The organism is Rodentibacter myodis (genome assembly GCF_001999305.1).
In the GTDB taxonomy this organism is placed as follows: Bacteria; Pseudomonadota; Gammaproteobacteria; order Enterobacterales; family Pasteurellaceae; genus Rodentibacter; species Rodentibacter myodis.
The window spans coordinates 89,688-104,947 of the sequence record NZ_MLHQ01000011.1 but is presented as its reverse complement, the minus strand read 5'-3'; the positions used below and the strand labels follow the sequence as shown (position 1 = coordinate 104,947).

At 42.4% G+C, this 15,260-nt stretch carries 17 protein-coding genes, 1 riboswitch and 1 other annotated feature; of the genes, 10 read left to right on the top strand and 7 right to left on the bottom strand.

All coding sequences use genetic code 11. The features are described 5' to 3' along the window. Positions 1-35: 35 nt before the first annotated feature. Positions 36-446, bottom strand: coding sequence for a Cd(II)/Pb(II)-responsive transcriptional regulator (locus tag BKL49_RS05480; protein ID WP_077423608.1), 411 nt, complete (start codon positions 444-446; stop codon positions 36-38). A gap of 79 nt (positions 447-525) precedes the next feature. On the opposite strand from BKL49_RS05480, the gene BKL49_RS05475 reads away from it, so the two are divergent. The 5 genes from BKL49_RS05475 to BKL49_RS05455 are packed head-to-tail and all read left to right on the top strand — an operon-like array spanning position 526 to position 3,583. Then, positions 526-1,209: a DUF4198 domain-containing protein gene (locus BKL49_RS05475; RefSeq protein WP_077423607.1), complete on the top strand. Its 684-nt coding sequence runs from the start codon at positions 526-528 to the stop codon at positions 1,207-1,209. 11 nt (positions 1,210-1,220) lie between these two features. Beyond that, positions 1,221-1,706 (top strand): hypothetical protein, encoded by a 486-nt coding sequence (locus BKL49_RS05470; RefSeq protein WP_077423606.1) that lies wholly within the window; start codon positions 1,221-1,223, stop codon positions 1,704-1,706. Beyond that, positions 1,706-2,326, top strand: coding sequence for a cobalt transporter CbiM (gene cbiM / locus BKL49_RS05465; protein WP_077423605.1), 621 nt, complete (start codon positions 1,706-1,708; stop codon positions 2,324-2,326). Before BKL49_RS05470 ends, cbiM begins: the two co-directional genes overlap by 1 nt. Then, entirely contained in the window at positions 2,323-2,970 is a 648-nt protein-coding gene (locus BKL49_RS05460; protein ID WP_077423604.1) for an energy-coupling factor transporter transmembrane component T family protein, read from the top strand. The genes cbiM and BKL49_RS05460 overlap by 4 nt, the downstream gene beginning before the upstream one ends. Then, positions 2,957-3,583 carry an energy-coupling factor ABC transporter ATP-binding protein gene (locus tag BKL49_RS05455; protein ID WP_077423603.1) on the top strand — a complete coding sequence of 209 codons (627 nt, stop codon included), beginning with the start codon at positions 2,957-2,959 and terminating at the stop codon, positions 3,581-3,583. Before BKL49_RS05460 ends, BKL49_RS05455 begins: the two co-directional genes overlap by 14 nt. Before the next feature lie 160 nt (positions 3,584-3,743). Here the strand turns inward: BKL49_RS05455 and rnb are convergent, their stop codons facing one another. The 6 genes from rnb to queC all read right to left on the bottom strand — a co-directional run bounded on the left by rnb (position 3,744) and on the right by queC (position 9,301). Further along, entirely contained in the window at positions 3,744-5,723 is a 1,980-nt protein-coding gene (gene rnb / locus BKL49_RS05450; RefSeq protein ID WP_077423602.1) for an exoribonuclease II, read from the bottom strand. A gap of 106 nt (positions 5,724-5,829) precedes the next feature. Next, the gene (locus BKL49_RS05445; RefSeq protein WP_077423601.1) at positions 5,830-6,618 is read right to left on the bottom strand and encodes an enoyl-ACP reductase FabI; all 789 of its coding nucleotides are present in this window, start codon (positions 6,616-6,618) and stop codon (positions 5,830-5,832) included. A gap of 100 nt (positions 6,619-6,718) precedes the next feature. After that, entirely contained in the window at positions 6,719-7,474 is a 756-nt protein-coding gene (locus tag BKL49_RS05440) for a Nif3-like dinuclear metal center hexameric protein (RefSeq protein WP_077423600.1), read from the bottom strand. 90 nt (positions 7,475-7,564) lie between these two features. After that, positions 7,565-8,194, bottom strand: coding sequence for a 7-carboxy-7-deazaguanine synthase QueE (locus tag BKL49_RS05435; protein ID WP_077423726.1), 630 nt, complete (start codon positions 8,192-8,194; stop codon positions 7,565-7,567). A gap of 5 nt (positions 8,195-8,199) precedes the next feature. Continuing rightward, the gene (gene queD / locus BKL49_RS05430) at positions 8,200-8,625 is read right to left on the bottom strand and encodes a 6-carboxytetrahydropterin synthase QueD (RefSeq protein WP_077423599.1); all 426 of its coding nucleotides are present in this window, start codon (positions 8,623-8,625) and stop codon (positions 8,200-8,202) included. Beyond that, positions 8,618-9,301, bottom strand: a complete 684-nt coding sequence (gene queC / locus BKL49_RS05425) for a 7-cyano-7-deazaguanine synthase QueC (protein WP_077423598.1) — start codon at positions 9,299-9,301, stop codon at positions 8,618-8,620. Before queC ends, queD begins: the two co-directional genes overlap by 8 nt. Before the next feature lie 3 nt (positions 9,302-9,304). Further along, a riboswitch (PreQ1 riboswitch) is annotated at positions 9,305-9,349 on the bottom strand. A gap of 168 nt (positions 9,350-9,517) precedes the next feature. Continuing rightward, positions 9,518-9,649, top strand: a sequence feature (His leader region). 25 nt (positions 9,650-9,674) lie between these two features. Here queC and hisG point away from each other — a divergent pair. From hisG to hisB, 5 genes are all read left to right on the top strand, one after another. Next, positions 9,675-10,595, top strand: coding sequence for an ATP phosphoribosyltransferase (gene hisG / locus BKL49_RS05420; protein WP_077423597.1), 921 nt, complete (start codon positions 9,675-9,677; stop codon positions 10,593-10,595). A 65-nt stretch (positions 10,596-10,660) separates the two neighbouring features. Then, positions 10,661-11,944, top strand: coding sequence for a histidinol dehydrogenase (gene hisD / locus BKL49_RS05415; protein ID WP_077423596.1), 1,284 nt, complete (start codon positions 10,661-10,663; stop codon positions 11,942-11,944). Positions 11,945-11,972: 28 nt separating this feature from the next. Beyond that, entirely contained in the window at positions 11,973-12,944 is a 972-nt protein-coding gene (locus BKL49_RS05410) for a virulence RhuM family protein/type II toxin-antitoxin system death-on-curing family toxin (protein WP_077423595.1), read from the top strand. Positions 12,945-12,991: 47 nt separating this feature from the next. Next, entirely contained in the window at positions 12,992-14,047 is a 1,056-nt protein-coding gene (gene hisC / locus BKL49_RS05405) for a histidinol-phosphate transaminase (protein WP_077423594.1), read from the top strand. Between the two features lie 54 nt (positions 14,048-14,101). Then, positions 14,102-15,187, top strand: a complete 1,086-nt coding sequence (gene hisB / locus BKL49_RS05400; protein WP_077423593.1) for a bifunctional histidinol-phosphatase/imidazoleglycerol-phosphate dehydratase HisB — start codon at positions 14,102-14,104, stop codon at positions 15,185-15,187. Positions 15,188-15,260 lie beyond the last annotated feature (73 nt).

The following is a 15,260-nucleotide window of genomic DNA, read 5'->3' as shown; positions in this document are numbered from 1 at the left end:
GCACTTTTGGGGAAACCGAAGTGCGGTTTTTTATTTTAACGGGATAATCGTACAAATTTCACGCCACTGTGTTGCAGTAATAACTTCATTGGATCTTCATCGGTTGTGGCGGTTTTTTCTCTCAATTCAATTAATTTCATTCGCAAATGCGCCAATTCGTGAATGCGTTTTGCAATATCTTTAATGTGACGATCTAGTAATTTATTAATTTCTTCCGAACGTTGTTCAGTCTGATTTTCCAGTGAAATAAGGGTTTTAATTTCACTTAATGACAAATTCAAACTACGGCAATGGCAAATAAAAGAGAGGCGTTGCACGTGATCGGCATTGTATTGCCGAAAATTACCGCTTGTACGTTGTGGGGCAGGGAGCAAGCCTTGTTTTTCATAGAATCGAATGGTTTCTACGGTGCAGTTTAAGGCTTTGGCAAGTTGACCGATTTTCATTGGTTTCCCTTAGAATTTGCTTGACTATGAAGTTACTTCATATTTTATCATAGGCAAAATTTCACAAATAGGATAGAAAATGAAATTGAAAAAAATAACGCTGGGATTGACCGCACTTTTTACTTTTTCCATCGCAAATGCACATAATATCTGGCTTGAGCCGACTCCATCACAAGGTGAATATGTGATGAAATTCGGGCATTTAGAAACGGAAACTTACCCTCAACATAAAATCCAATCGATTGAAAACCTAAATTCTCAAGGAAAATTGACCGCACTTGAGTATGTATTTAAAAATGGTGAAGCCTATTTAACGCCAAAATCCGATATGGTGTTTATGCAGTTTAATAATGGCGTATGGTCAAAATTGCCTAGCGGAAAGTATGTGGAAAAAACAAAGCGTGAAGTGCCTGAGGCAGAATTTAGCACTAATCCGATGAAGCTGGGTAAAGCCATCTTAAAATGGGGAGAGCAGGCTTTTAAAGCTCACAATGTGGCGTATGAACTTATTCCACAAACGAAGGCACAAGCCGGAGAACCACTTTCCATTTTGGTATTGCATAATGGAAAACCAATGCAAGGGATTAAAGTCGGTGCTGGCGAAGACGCACCTTTCAGCTTAACCAGCGAAAAAGGCATTGCCAAATTTATACCTACAAAAGGATACAACAAAGTGTGGGCGGAATTTGACGAGAAAGTCGAAAATCATCCCGACTATGATCGCCGTTCTATTGAATATATGCTGACTTTTGACGCGGAATAATCGGGTTATTTATGAAAACTTTGCTATTTTTGACCACACTTTTCATCGCATTATATTTGCCAAATGCCAATGCTCACGCACTTTATGCCTTTGCTCAATATGACGGGCGGCAGCTTTCGGGAAAAGCCTATTATTCCGATATGACACCCGCTACCGAAACCTATTTGGAAGTGTTCCGTTCCGGCATAAATGAGCCGATTTTAAATACAAAAACCGATACTAAGGGGACGTTTAATATTAGCGTGCCGGATGTCACCAATACGACTTTAAAAGTGGTGGTAGAAGGGGAAGAAGGACACCGTGTCGCCGTGGTGGCAGATCGTGCCGTAGCCTCAAACGATAACTCATCAGATCTGATGCTATTGCGTGAAGACATTGCCCGTCTCAAAGACAAAATTTATCTGCACGATATTTTGGGCGGTATTGGCTATATTGTTGGTATCGCCGGATTGATAGCGTGGTTAAATGCACGCAAAGTTAAGCAAGGGCGGTCATAATGCATTTATCCGAAGGTGTATTACACACACCAATTTTATTAATTGGCACAGCCCTTGCAGTGGTGGGCGTAGCCGTGGGATTACGCTGTTTAGAGACTGAGCGTTTGCCGCTTGCGGCATTATTTTCTGCCGCTTTTTTTGTGGCAGGAACGATCCACATTCCTGTGGGAATTGGTAGTGTGCATTTAATTTTAAACGGTATGGCGGGGCTATTTCTCGGTTGGGCGGTATTTCCTGCTTTTCTTATTGCGTTACTATTACAAGTTTTATTTTTCTCATTCGGCGGTTTTGCGGTGCTTGGTGTAAATCTTTGCATAATGGTGATACCGGCGGTGATTGCCCATTATCTTTTCCGTTCATTTTTAACACCTCAAATGGCATTGAAAGATCGTCTTATCACAGGCATTGGCGTGGGTGTCATTGGTGTGGGGGGCGCAGGTGCATTGGCAGCGTTGGTATTAATGTTGGATGGCGGGAAAAGCTACACGAATCTGGCTTGGTTGCTGTTAATTTCTCATTTGCCTGTGTTTTTGCTTGATAGCGTTATCAGTGTAGGCGTTATTTCATTGCTGAACAAAATGTACCCACAAGCATTAGATCGCACCACATTTCACTTATGAAAAAATACCCATTATTTCAACCGCACTTTAGATTGATCTATCTCTTTATCTGGGGATTTCTCATTAGCGGACTAAAGGATTTAGCTTCGCTTCTCACGCTTAATATTGGCGTGATGTTTGCTTTTTTTATTCTGCTGAATCATCATCAAAAAAAATTTTTTCCCTATGTTAAACGTTGGCTCAAGTTATTGATTTTTATTTTCCTGATTTGGGCGACATTAAGTTTTCAGTTTGTGGAAGGTGGGCTTAAATGGAATCCTGAAGGCATTGAATTGGCAGAAATTCTGACCTTACGGATGAATTTATTGCTGTTTTCACTTTGGCTTTTTTTATGGAATATTAACGATGCCGTGCTGATCCAATCCCTTGGAAAACTGCCCCTGCCTGAAAAATTGATACAGCTATTTGTTCTGACAATACGTTACATCGCATTGCTTGGAGAACTTCATCAAAAAATGGAAATGGCAATGCGCGCCCGCGGGTTTCGTGCCGGATTAAATCGCCGCACTTTTTATGTGACGGCGCAACGTGTGGCGTTACTGCTGATTCACGCCCTGTTGAAGGCAGAAACGGCGCAGATTGCCTTAAAATGTCGTGGTTTTCAATTCGGTTCTAAAAAGGAAAAAGAAAATGTTGGCGGTTAAAGATCTTTCTATCAAACGCAATGACAAAACCATTATTCAGGGCTTAACTTTTTGTTTAAATGAACCTAAACGTCTTTTTATTCAAGGGGAAATTGGCTCGGGCAAAACCACCTTATTATTGGCATTGCTTGGCTTTGTGCCGATCTCGAAAGGGGAGATTCAACTCTTTGGCAAAACCTGTCGCACAGAAAAAGATTTTTCTCCCTTTCGTGGCACGATAGGGATTTGCTTTCAAAATGCGGAGGATCAACTTTTCGGCCCAACCGTATTGGATGATGTGGCTTTCGGGCCGTTAAATCAAAATCTCCCTCGCAAGCAAGCCTATATAATGGCGGAAGAACAGCTGGAAAGGCTTGGTATTGCTCATTTAAAAGATCGAACGGTACATACTCTTTCCGGTGGCGAAAAAAATTTCACCGCCCTTGCCGGCGTATTGGCTATGCAGCCGAAAATCCTCTTATTAGATGAACCCACCAATGGACTTGATGGAAAAAATACCGAAAAATTGACCGCACTTTTGCAGGAACTAAATTTGCCGATGATCATTTCTTCTCATCATCAAGGTTTTATTGATCAACTGGCGGATGAAATTATTTATTTATCTTCTTTTTGACAGAAGTCGGAATATTGCACACATTATTTAACTGATTGAAATTATTAGATTTTAATAAAGAACACCGATGTGGCATTCTTAGTATTCAGGTTATTTTCTCTTTGTGGATTTGCTTGGTTATATTGTAAAAATGGCGTTAATGAAAACGCCATTTTTTATGTTATACAACCACCGAGCCGATGATACTTCTTGTTTCTTCTTTTACTTCCGTGAGTTTTACCTTGATCAGATCGCCGATTTTATAGGTGCGTTCACCTTTAATATAAAGGGCGAGTTCGTCAGAATTGACCTGCATTTCTTCCTTATTATTGTGAAGGGTTGAGGCAGGCACAAACATTGACGCACCATTTTCCAATAATTGTACACGCAGACCGCCACGCATTACATCTTGCACTTCTGCTTCAAATTCGGCATTTTTGGCGACTTTATCGGCAAGATAACGGCAATACAGCCAATCGGCAATATCACGTTCCACCAAGCGATTTTGGCGGCGAGCTTCTTGTAAGCGCGCTAACACCTCATCTTGTGGTTTTTCACAGTTTTGTTGTGTCAGTACGGCTTTGATTAAACGATGATTTACCATATCGGAATATTTACGAATCGGCGAAGTCCAAGTGGCGTAGCCTTCCAAACCTAATCCAAAGTGTGGAGCAAGCTCCGCTTTAAATTCGGCAAAGGTTAAATAACGGCGTAAACGGAATTCCAAATAATCGCCTTCAATCGGTTCAATATCGTGGCGCATTTGGCAATAGCCTTTTAAGGTTGCCAAATTTTCTACGGAATAACGTTCCGCCAGTTCCGCTTGATTTTCTTCATTGGCTAAATTTGCCATTAAGAAGTTGTGGGCGTTTTCTAAGTATTTTTTGTCAAACCCGCTATGCGTGTTGAAAATTCCCGTATGGGCATTTTCGTTTAAGAATTGAGCCGCACAGATATTGGCGATAATCATCGACTCTTCCACAATTTGATTCGCAATGCGGCGGTATTCGGCTTTGATTTCCTCTACCTTGCCATTTTCGGCAAGCACAAAAGAATAGTCCGGTTTTTCTTTAAACAATAAAGAATGGGTTTTACGCCAGTCTATTCGGGCAAGGGTGAATTGGTGTAAGTGGTGAATTTGCTCGGCAATTTCGGTTGTCTCGGGCTGCCAAGCATTTGGAATTTGTTCCAAATAATCGGAAACTTTGTTATAAGCCAATTTGGCTTTGGATTGCACGTAAGCGGAAACAAAATGCGGTTTTGCCGTGATATTACCTTGTAAATCCGTTTCAATATAACAAACCAACGCAGGACGGGTTTCCTTTGCCATTAAGGAACAAAGATCATCAGACAACTCACGTGGCAACATTGGAATGTTAAAACCCGGTAAATAGTTGGTAAAACAACGCTGTTTCGCATCTTTTTCGATTTGTGAATCAAGGGCGATATAGGCTGTAGGATCGGCAATCGCCACCGCAAGTTTCCAACCGCTTTGTTCGCCATTTTGTTCGATCGGCTCAATATAGAGGGCATCGTCCATATCTTGCGTGCTTTCACTGTCGATGGTGACGAAATGAAGTGCGGTCAAATCTTCGCGTGTTTGTTGATCGATCATTTCATAACGATCCGCCCCTTGCACCGGATAGCGTGATTGTTCGTGGCGTGCAAGCGTCACCCACCAAGGGGCGAATTCATCATTGGCACGGCAAATAAATTGATTAATGGTGGCATAGAAAAAACGATCATCCCGTAATGGATGGGTTTTCAAATTTGCCACCACCCAATCGCCTTCCTGCAATTCTTCTTTTACCGATTTGGCTTGTTGTGCGCCGATTGGTTGATTAATGCTTGGGTGATCCACCAATACTTGTAATTTTTTATCTTTATTGAAACGTACTTTGGCAATAAAGCGGGTGAGCATTGGCTCAATCAGGGATTCCGGTTCGGCTTGTTCTTTATCGCCTTGTTTTTCAATGGTGGCGGCGATTTTATCGCCGTGCATTACTTTTTTCATTGCCGGTGGAGCAATAAAATAGGTTTTCTTATCACATTCTAAAAAACCGTAGGCTTTATCCGTGCCTTTTACGATACCTTCCACACGTTCTTTGCTGTCGTGAATTTGTTGCTTGAGTTGTGCCAGTAGGGGATTGTCTTGAAACATAGTGATTGATTATTGTTGGTCATTAAGATTAAGAAAGGCGTATCACACGCCCACAAAACAGAAAAGGCAGGTTATTTAAACAACCTGCCGATTAATTGATGAGAGATTATTCTTCGCCTAATTCACCCATTGCTGTGATGCTGAAACCGGCATCCACGTGGACGATTTCACCGGTGATACCGGAAGCTAAATCAGAACATAAGAATGCGGCAGAATTACCCACATCTTCAATGGTTACGGTACGGCGTAATGCTGCGGTTTTCTCAAAGGCAGAAAGCATTTTTTTGAAGTTTTTAATGCCGGATGCTGCCAATGTGCGGATTGGACCGGCAGAAATGGCATTAACACGAATGCCTTCTTTGCCTAAATCCGCTGCCATCACACGGGTTGCCGCTTCTAATGAGGCTTTTGCCAAGCACATAACATTGTAGTTAGGAATAGCACGTTCTGCCCCCAAGTAAGAAAGGGTTAATAAGGCGGCATTTGGATTAAGATATGGGCGTGCAGCCTGTGCCATTGCGACAAAGCTGTATGCACTAATATCGTGTGCAATACGATAGCCTTCACGGGTAGCCGCCTTGACATAATCGCCGTCTAATTGATCGCCCGGTGCAAAGGCAATGGCGTGAACAAAACCGTCAAATTTATCCCAATGTTTGCTGAGTTCGGCAAAGCAGTTTTGAATGCTTTCGTCCGTTGCGACATCTAACGGAAGCACGATATTTGAATCAAATTCTTTGGCAAATTCTTCTACACGCGGTTGTAATTTGTCGTTTAAATAAGTGAAAGCCAGTTCTGCACCTTGTTCTTTCATTGATTTTGCAATGCCGTAAGCAATAGAACGATTGCTGGCAAGACCGGTGACTAAAATTCGTTTACCTGTTAAGAAACCCATAATTTTTTCCTGTTTGTTGAATAAAAAATTGAGCGGATTATACTTGTTTTACCCCATTGGGGCAATGATATCGCTTTTGGTTGAACCTGTTATTTCCTGTTTAGGCAGGATTATCAATATCCTTAAATTCCACCTCAAAACCATATTCTTTTGCAAGCCATTCACCCAAGGCTTTTATGCCGTAACGCTCGGTGGCGTGGTGTCCTGCAGCGAAGAAATGAATGCCTTGTTCCCGTGCCGAATGAATGGTTTGCTCCGATACTTCACCGGTAATGAAGGCATCGCAACCTTTTGCGGCAGCTAAATCAATATAACCTTGCCCGCCACCGGTACAAATGCCGATTTTGCGGATTAAGTGCGGGCCGTTTTCGGTGCAAATGAGTGGTTTTCGGTTTAGTGCCTGTTCAATTCGTGCTGCAAAATCTTCTGCAGAAATAGGTTCGGCTAATGTTCCCCAAACCGGAATACTCGCTGGGCTATTTTCTAAGGGTTGTAAATTTTCAATGCCCAATAACGCCGCGAGTTGTGCGTTGTTGCCCAGTTCGGGATGTACATCTAAAGGCAAATGGTAGCCATATAAATTGATGTCATTTACAAGTAAGGTTTTAATTCGCTTACCTTTCATTCCGCGAATACAAGGATTTTCGCTTTTCCAAAAATAGCCGTGATGAACCAAAATCCCATCAGCTTTTTGGCTGACGGCATAATCAATTAAGGCTTGACTGGCTGTGACGCCGGTAATGATTTTTTGGATATTGGCTTTGCCTTCTACTTGCAAACCATTTGGTGCGTAATCGCTGATTTTATCTGCGTTGAGTTTTTGGTGGAGAAGCTGTTCTAATTCAAGATTGTTCATAATGAAAAGGAATAAGAAAAAGGTGCGTTATGGTACGAAAAAAAAGTGTCGGCGAAAAGGCATTTGAGCAAGAAATTTGCCGACCAAATTTTATTCAATGCCGACTAACTTATGGGTTTGCAAACTCAGTTGCCATTTGGGTTTATTGGGGCGTTGATTGAGTTGACCAAGTTGTGTGATGGTTTCCAACAAGTTCATTTTGCCATCGATTTCACAAGGGGAGAGATAGTAATGCTTCGCTTGAATTTTTTGTTCTATTAATTCGCAAAAAGAAAGTATGTTTTCATCGGCGACAATACGTACCTCATCGGCAAATTGAATACAACGTTGCGTGTATTTATGTGCATAAAGACGTTTGGGGCTGGTGGCGATATAGTCGATTTGTGAGGGAACAGGCTTTAATCCGTTGGTTTCAATCGCCAAAAAATAGCCCTCAGCCTTAAATTGATCGAGTAAAAATTCAATTTTTGGCACGATGGTGGGTTCACCACCGGTGATGATAATATTCTTCGCCGAAAATGACCGCACTTTTGCCAAAATTTGTGAAGCCGACCAAGGTTCAAATTGATTATAAGGCGTGTCGCACCAAGGGCAGGCGAGATTGCATTTGCCAAAACGCACGAAAATACTTGGCATACCGGTGTTGAAGCCTTCCCCTTGCAGGCTTTCAAAGATTTCCACGATATTAAAGTGCGGTTCTAAATTATATTGATTTTGCACCACACCTATTCTCCGTATTCACAAAATGAGGTGGGCGTTTCCCATAAACGGATTGCCGAAACGGGCAGTTTTTCCTCATATTTCAAGCGATTAAAAATAAAACGAGCCATTTCTTCAGCGGTGGTGCGGAAAGGCACGCCAAAGGTTTTGGAGCGGAGATCTTGTAAAAGGTGGGCGATTTTACTTTCCCGCTCGCTGGTTTGATCGTAAATAAAGGCGTGATCCATCGGATCTAAAATAGCTTTTTTGACGATAGCCTTTAAATCGGAAAAATCCATTACCATTGCTTTTTTGGCGCCGTATTGGTGCAAATCACCGGCAATTTCCACTTGTAATTTATAGGTGTGACCGTGTAAGTTTTGGCATTTTCCATCGTGTCCATCTAACAAATGTGCCATATCAAAGCTAAATTCTTTAGAAACCTTAAACATTTTCACCGCCTTTTTGTACCAAATATTCCGCCAGTCCTTTATCACGCAATACACAGCTTGGGCATTTGCCGCAGCCGCCTTCCCCCCCCTCATAGCAGGTGTGCGTGTGATGACGAATGTAATCCAATACACCCAATTCATCGGCAAGTTGCCAAGTTTGTGCTTTGGTGAGGTACATTAATGGGGTTTTTAGGTTGAATTGATAATCCATTGCCAGATTAAGGGTTACATTCATCGATTTAATGAAGACATCACGGCAATCGGGATAGCCGCTGAAATCGGTTTCACAAACGCCGGTGATAATATCTTGAATACCTTGTCCTTTGGCATAAATTGCCGCATAAAGCAGAAATAAGGCATTGCGACCGTCCACAAAAGTATTTGGCAATTCATTGTTTTTTTGTTCGATTTTAGCGTTTTCATCCATCAACGCATTATGGGTAATGGCTTTGATGACGGAAGTATCGATGAAAGTTTGTTTTATGCCGAGATCTTGGGCGATCCAACGTGCTTTTTCCAGTTCAATGGCGTGGCGTTGACCATATTGAAAGGTGATGACTTCGACATTTTCTTTGCCGTAATCGGCAATGGCTTGAAATAAACAGGTGGTGGAGTCTTGTCCACCGGAGAAGATCACAAGGGCTTTGCGATCGTGATTAGGATTTGAAATATTCATTTTTGATACCTAGTTTTTTTATGTAGGAGGTTTGCGAACTACAAATGGGGGACGAATTGTAGGCGGAATAAGCGGATTTGGCAAGTTTTCGGGGGATTTTCTTGACATATATCAAGAAAATTTTAAAAAAGGGCTTGATTAAATTTATCTTTTGAGCTTAAACTCAAGCCCATCTTCACCAAATTGGAATAAGATTATGACAATAATTCGCACTCATCACCTCCACCATTACACCTGATTATCTTTCGGGCGTTTTGGCGTGGCGGAAGATAAATATCAGTCTTCCGAGTGCGAAAATATCATAAACAAATATCCCCCCTCGGAAGTTCATTTCGAGGGGTTTCTTTTTATCTAAACTATAAGGAAAAATAATATGACAAACACAATTAATACAACGAATGTTCCAAATCGTCTTCGTATTGCAATGCAAAAGAAAGGGCGTTTAAGCAAAGATTGTAGTGAATTACTCAAACAGTGTGGCGTAAGAATTAACTGGAATGAACAACGTTTAATTGCCTATTCGGAAAATATGCCGATTGAAATTTTACGGGTGCGTGATGATGATATTCCGGGACTGATTTTTGATGGTGTGGTGGATCTTGGTATTATTGGTGAAAATGTGCTAGAGGAGGAAGAATTGGGGCGTTTAGCCACGGGTGAAACAGTCCAATATAAAAAACTTCGACAACTTGATTTTGGCGGTTGTCGTCTTTCCCTTGCCGTTGATCGCGATCGGTGCTATCAAAGCATACAAGATCTTGCCAATACCCGCATTGGCACCTCTTATCCTAATTTGCTCAAGCGTTATATGAACGCCCAAAATATTCCCTTCAAAAGCTGTTTACTGAATGGCTCGGTGGAAGTCGCACCCAGCGCCGGCATTGCCAATGCTATTTGTGATTTGGTTTCTTCCGGTGCAACCTTAGAGGCTAACGGCTTAAAAGAAGTGGAAGTGATTTATCGTTCCAAAGCCTGCCTGATTCAACGAGCCGAACCCCTTTCAGAGGAAAAACAAGCATTGGTAGAGCGCTTGCTCACCCGTATTCAAGGGGTGCAACAAGCTGCAGAAAGCAAATATATTATGTTGCACGCACCAAAAGAAAAACTGGCAGAGATAACCGCACTTTTACCGGGAGTGGAAAATCCAACCATTCTGCCACTTGCCACAGATAGCTCAAAAGTCGCAATGCACGTGGTTAGCCAAGAAAATTTATTTTGGGAAACGATGGAGCAGTTGAAAGCAGTTGGTGCAAGTTCAATTCTTGTTCTACCCATTGAAAAGATGATGGAATAATTGCCTATTGAATATCAATCGAAGCTAAAAGAAAAATAACATTAGCGAATAATAAGGAGTGAAATATGCAAACACTTATTTGGAATAATTTATCTGAAACCGAAAAATCACAGGCACTTTCCCGTCCGGCTCAAAAAATCGGGGAGCGTATTACCCAAGCAGTGGTGGCTATTCGTGACAATGTCACCAAAAATGGTGATCAAGCCCTGTTTGAATTGGCTGAAAAATTTGACAAAGTGAAATTGGAAAAACTGAGCGTATCCGCAGAAGAAATTGCAGCAGCAAGTGAACGTATTTCACCTCAACTTCGTCAAGCCATTCAACAAGCAAAAGCTAATATCGAAACCTTTCACAAAGCACAGCAAAATCAAGAAATTGATCTTGAAACCCAACCGGGTGTGCGTTGCCAAGTAGTGATACGCCCGATTTCTCGTGTAGGGCTTTATATTCCGGGTGGTTCTGCGCCATTATTCTCAACGGTATTAATGCTCGCCATTCCGGCAAAGATTGCAGGTTGCAAGAAAATCGTGCTTTGTTCACCGCCACCGATTGCCGATGAAATTTTATATGCCGCAAACCTTTGTGGCGTGGAAACTATTTATACCGTAGGCGGAGCGCAGGCAATTTTTGCGATGGCACAGGGAACGGAAACGGTAGCGAAAGTGGATAAAATTTTTGGCCCGGGTAATGCCTTTGTCACCGAAGCCAAACGCCAAGTTACGCAAAACGGCACAGCCATTGATATGCCGGCAGGGCCTTCGGAAGTATTGGTGATTGCCGATGAAACTGCCGAGCCTGATTTTGTCGCAACCGATTTACTTTCCCAAGCGGAACACGGTGCAGATAGCCAAGTGATTTTGGTGACGACAAGCAAAACGCTGGCAAAATCGACCGCACTTTCGATTGAACGCCAATTGGCGGCGTTGCCTCGTGCAGAGACTGCCCGCAAAGCATTAAGCCATAGCCGTACTTTTATCGCAGAAAATCTTGAGCAAGCCGTTGAAATTAGCAATGAATACGCACCGGAACATCTCATCGTACAAACGCAGAATGCCCGTGAATTATTACCACAGTTGGATAACGCAGGATCGATTTTCTTAGGGGCATACAGCCCTGAAAGTATGGGCGACTATGCCAGTGGCACCAATCACGTTTTACCGACTTATGGCTACACGAAAACCTACTCAAGCCTTGGTTTAGCAGATTTCAGCAAACGAATGACGGTGCAAGAACTCACACCTCAGGGCTTTAAAAATCTTTCTGAAACCGTAATGCAAATGGCGGCCGCAGAACAGCTTGAGGCACATAAACAGGCAGTGGCTATTCGGTTGGTGAAATTAGATGTTTAAAAGGTTAGACATTTAAAAAGGAGGTTAAATGCAAAATCCAATTGAAATTTACCAAACCCAAGACGGGCAAACTCAAGTTGAAGTGCGGTTTGAAAATGAAACGGTTTGGCTTTCACAGGCTCAGATGGTGGCACTATTTGGGCGGAATCAGTCTGTTATTTCACGTCATATAACAAATGCTCTTGAGGAAGAGGAGATAAATGAAAAAAGCAATATGCAAAAAATGCATATTGCTTCTTCAGACCGTCCGGTAACATTCTATGATTTAGAAACGATTATTTCTGTAGGGTATCGCATTAAGTCCCCACAAGGCGTTGCATTCCGTCGTTGGGTAACAGCCCGTTTGAAAGATTATCTTGTCAAAGGTTATGCGTTAAATCAAAAACGCTTGCAACAAAATGCGGTGGAATTAGAGCAGGCATTGGCACTCATTCAAAAAACAGCGGGTTCATCAGAGTTGACCGTAGAAAGTGGGCGGGGATTAGTGGATATTGTGAGCCGTTATGCGCAAACATTCTTGTGGCTACAGCAATATGACGAGGGATTATTAGTTGAACCGAAAACGGAGCAGGGTGGTACATTGCCGCCACTTGATGAAGCCCATACAGCTTTATTAAATTTTAAGAAACAGCTTGTAGCACGCGGAGAAGCTTCGGATTTATTCGGGCGGGAACGTGATAATGGGCTTGCCGCTATTTTTGGCAATTTGGATCAAACTATCTTTGGTGAGCCGGCTTATCCGAGTATTGAAGCTAAAGCCGCCCATTTGCTTTACTTTATTGTAAAAAATCACCCTTTTTCAGATGGAAACAAACGGAGTGGGGCATTCTTATTTGTTGATTTTTTACACCGCAATCACCGTTTATTTAATGCTGAAAATCAACCTGTGATCAATGATACCGGCTTGGCTGCATTAACCCTATTGGTGGCAGAATCCGATCCTAAGCAAAAAGATACCTTGATCCGCCTCATTATGCATATGTTGAAAAAGGTTGATTAAAGGATATTAAAAACAGTAATTACTTAAATAGAAAAATAGGAAAAACGATGACAATTTCACAACTCTCAAGAAAAAACATCCAAGCCCTTACTCCTTATCAATCCGCTCGAAAACTGGGGGGCAAGGGTACAATCTGGTTGAATGCGAACGAATATCCCACTTCGCCAAATTTTGATTTAATCAACCGCACTTTTAACCGCTATCCTGAACCACAACCGCAGGCAGTAATAGAACATTATGCCCGCTATGCGAAGTTTCAACCTGAAAATGTATTGGTGAGCCGTGGTGGGGATGAAAGTATTGAATTGATTATCCGTGCATTTTGCGAACCCAATGATAGCGTACTTTATTGCCCACCTACTTATGGAATGTATGCAGTGAGTGCCGAAACCTGTGGCATTGCCTGTAAAACCGTGCCGCTTACCGCCGATTTTCAGCTCAATCTTGCCGAAATTGAAGGTCAACTGGATGGCGTAAAAGTGGTGTTTGTGTGTAGCCCGAATAATCCGACAGGTAATCTGATCAAGCGATCGGATTTGCTTAAACTTTTGCAAATAACCGCTGGGCGAGCCATTGTGGTTGTGGACGAAGCCTATATTGAATTTTGCCCTGAAGCAACTTTTGCTAACGAACTGCCGAATTATCCGCACTTGGCGATTATCCGCACCCTTTCCAAAGCCTTTGCTTTAGCAGGATTGCGTTGTGGTTTTACCCTTGCCAATGCAGAACTGATTTCTATATTACAAAAAGTTATCGCGCCTTATCCGTTACCCGTGCCGGTTGCCGATATTGCCGCCCAAGCCCTCCAACCCGAAGGCATTATAGCAATGCAAAACCGTGTCGCCGAGCTGCTGGCAAACCGTGCCGAGCTGCAAAAAAATCTTGAAAACCTACCGCTTGTTGAACAAGTTTATCCGAGTGAAGCCAATTATTTATTGGTTAAATTCCAAGATGGACAAAAAGTGTTTAAAACACTTTGGCAACAAGGGATTATTTTGCGAGATCAACATAAAGCATTGGGTTTACAAAACAACATTAGAATTACAGTAGGAACTGCGGTGGAAAATCAGCAAGTAATTAATGCTATCGCAGCAATCAACTAACAGCAGAAACTAACCAACCTACACGATTTGCAGGCAAACAAAGAGGACAACATTATGCAATCAACTCTATTTATTGACCGAGACGGCACACTAATTGATGAACCTAAAACTGATTTTCAAATTGACAGCCTTGAGAAGCTCAAACTTGAGCCGAATGTCATTCCAGCCTTGCTGAAATTAAAAAATCACTACCGATTTGTGATGGTCAGTAACCAAGACGGCTTAGGCACTTCTTCTTTTCCTCAGGAAAATTTTGACAAACCACATAATGCGATGATGGGAATTTTCCGTTCGCAAGGCATTAAGTTTGACGAAGTGCTAATTTGCCCACATAAACCGGAAGATAATTGCGGTTGTCGCAAACCGAAAACAAAATTATTGAAAAAATATATCGACAAAAACTTGTTTGATCCTGACCGCTCTTTTGTGATTGGCGACCGAGCGACCGATGTACAACTGGCGGAGAATTTGGGGATTCAAGCCCTGCAATATCACCCCGAAAAATTAAACTGGGACTTGATTGTGGAAAAATTATTGCCAAAACCGACCGCACTTTGCGACCGTAAACCTCGTTATGCGGAAGTGGAACGTAAAACCAAAGAGACCGACATCAAAGTGCAAGTTTGGCTGGACGAAACAGGCGTGAACCAAATCAGCACAGGCGTGGGCTTTTTTGACCATATGCTAGACCAAATCGCCACCCACGGCGGCTTTAGAATGAATATATCCTGCAAAGGCGACCTCTGGATTGACGAACATCACACCGTAGAAGACACCGCTCTTGCCCTCGGCAGCGCATTAAAACAGGCATTAGGCGATAAACGTGGTATTCAACGCTTCGGCTTCGTGCTACCAATGGACGAATGCAAAGCCGAATGCACAATGGATTTATCGGGCCGTCCATACTTTAAATTTAAAGCCAAATTCAACCGTGAAAAAGTCGGCGACTTCAGCACCGAAATGACCGAACATTTCTTCCAATCCCTCGCCTACACCCTAATGGCAACCCTACACCTCAAAACCAAAGGCGACAACGACCACCATAAAATCGAGAGCTTATTCAAAGTGTTTGGACGAACGTTAAGACAATGTATAAAAGTGGAAGGGAATGAATTGCCGAGTAGTAAGGGAGTGTTGTGATTTTCGGCAAAATGTAAATAATGTGAGCGGTAGGGACGCAATGCTTGCGTCCTATCAAAACGGAGTGTGATTT

Bases quoted from the DNA above. Each gene is read 5' to 3' on its own strand.
- BKL49_RS05475 (WP_077423607.1), top strand. From the start codon at position 526: ATGAAATTGAAAAAAATAACGCTGGGATTGACCGCACTTTTTACTTTT.
- hisG (WP_077423597.1), top strand. From the start codon at position 9,675: ATGACAAACACAATTAATACAACGAATGTTCCAAATCGTCTTCGTATT.
- queC (WP_077423598.1), bottom strand. From the start codon at position 9,301: ATGAATATTTCAAATCCTAATCACGATCGCAAAGCCCTTGTGATCTTC.
- BKL49_RS05460 (WP_077423604.1), top strand. From the start codon at position 2,323: ATGAAAAAATACCCATTATTTCAACCGCACTTTAGATTGATCTATCTC.
- BKL49_RS05440 (WP_077423600.1), bottom strand. From the start codon at position 7,474: ATGAACAATCTTGAATTAGAACAGCTTCTCCACCAAAAACTCAACGCA.
- BKL49_RS05480 (WP_077423608.1), bottom strand. From the start codon at position 446: ATGAAAATCGGTCAACTTGCCAAAGCCTTAAACTGCACCGTAGAAACC.
- hisD (WP_077423596.1), top strand. From the start codon at position 10,661: ATGCAAACACTTATTTGGAATAATTTATCTGAAACCGAAAAATCACAG.
- rnb (WP_077423602.1), bottom strand. From the start codon at position 5,723: ATGTTTCAAGACAATCCCCTACTGGCACAACTCAAGCAACAAATTCAC.
- hisB (WP_077423593.1), top strand. From the start codon at position 14,102: ATGCAATCAACTCTATTTATTGACCGAGACGGCACACTAATTGATGAA.
- queD (WP_077423599.1), bottom strand. From the start codon at position 8,625: ATGTTTAAGGTTTCTAAAGAATTTAGCTTTGATATGGCACATTTGTTA.
- hisC (WP_077423594.1), top strand. From the start codon at position 12,992: ATGACAATTTCACAACTCTCAAGAAAAAACATCCAAGCCCTTACTCCT.
- BKL49_RS05410 (WP_077423595.1), top strand. From the start codon at position 11,973: ATGCAAAATCCAATTGAAATTTACCAAACCCAAGACGGGCAAACTCAA.
- BKL49_RS05455 (WP_077423603.1), top strand. From the start codon at position 2,957: ATGTTGGCGGTTAAAGATCTTTCTATCAAACGCAATGACAAAACCATT.
- cbiM (WP_077423605.1), top strand. From the start codon at position 1,706: ATGCATTTATCCGAAGGTGTATTACACACACCAATTTTATTAATTGGC.
- BKL49_RS05445 (WP_077423601.1), bottom strand. From the start codon at position 6,618: ATGGGTTTCTTAACAGGTAAACGAATTTTAGTCACCGGTCTTGCCAGC.
- BKL49_RS05470 (WP_077423606.1), top strand. From the start codon at position 1,221: ATGAAAACTTTGCTATTTTTGACCACACTTTTCATCGCATTATATTTG.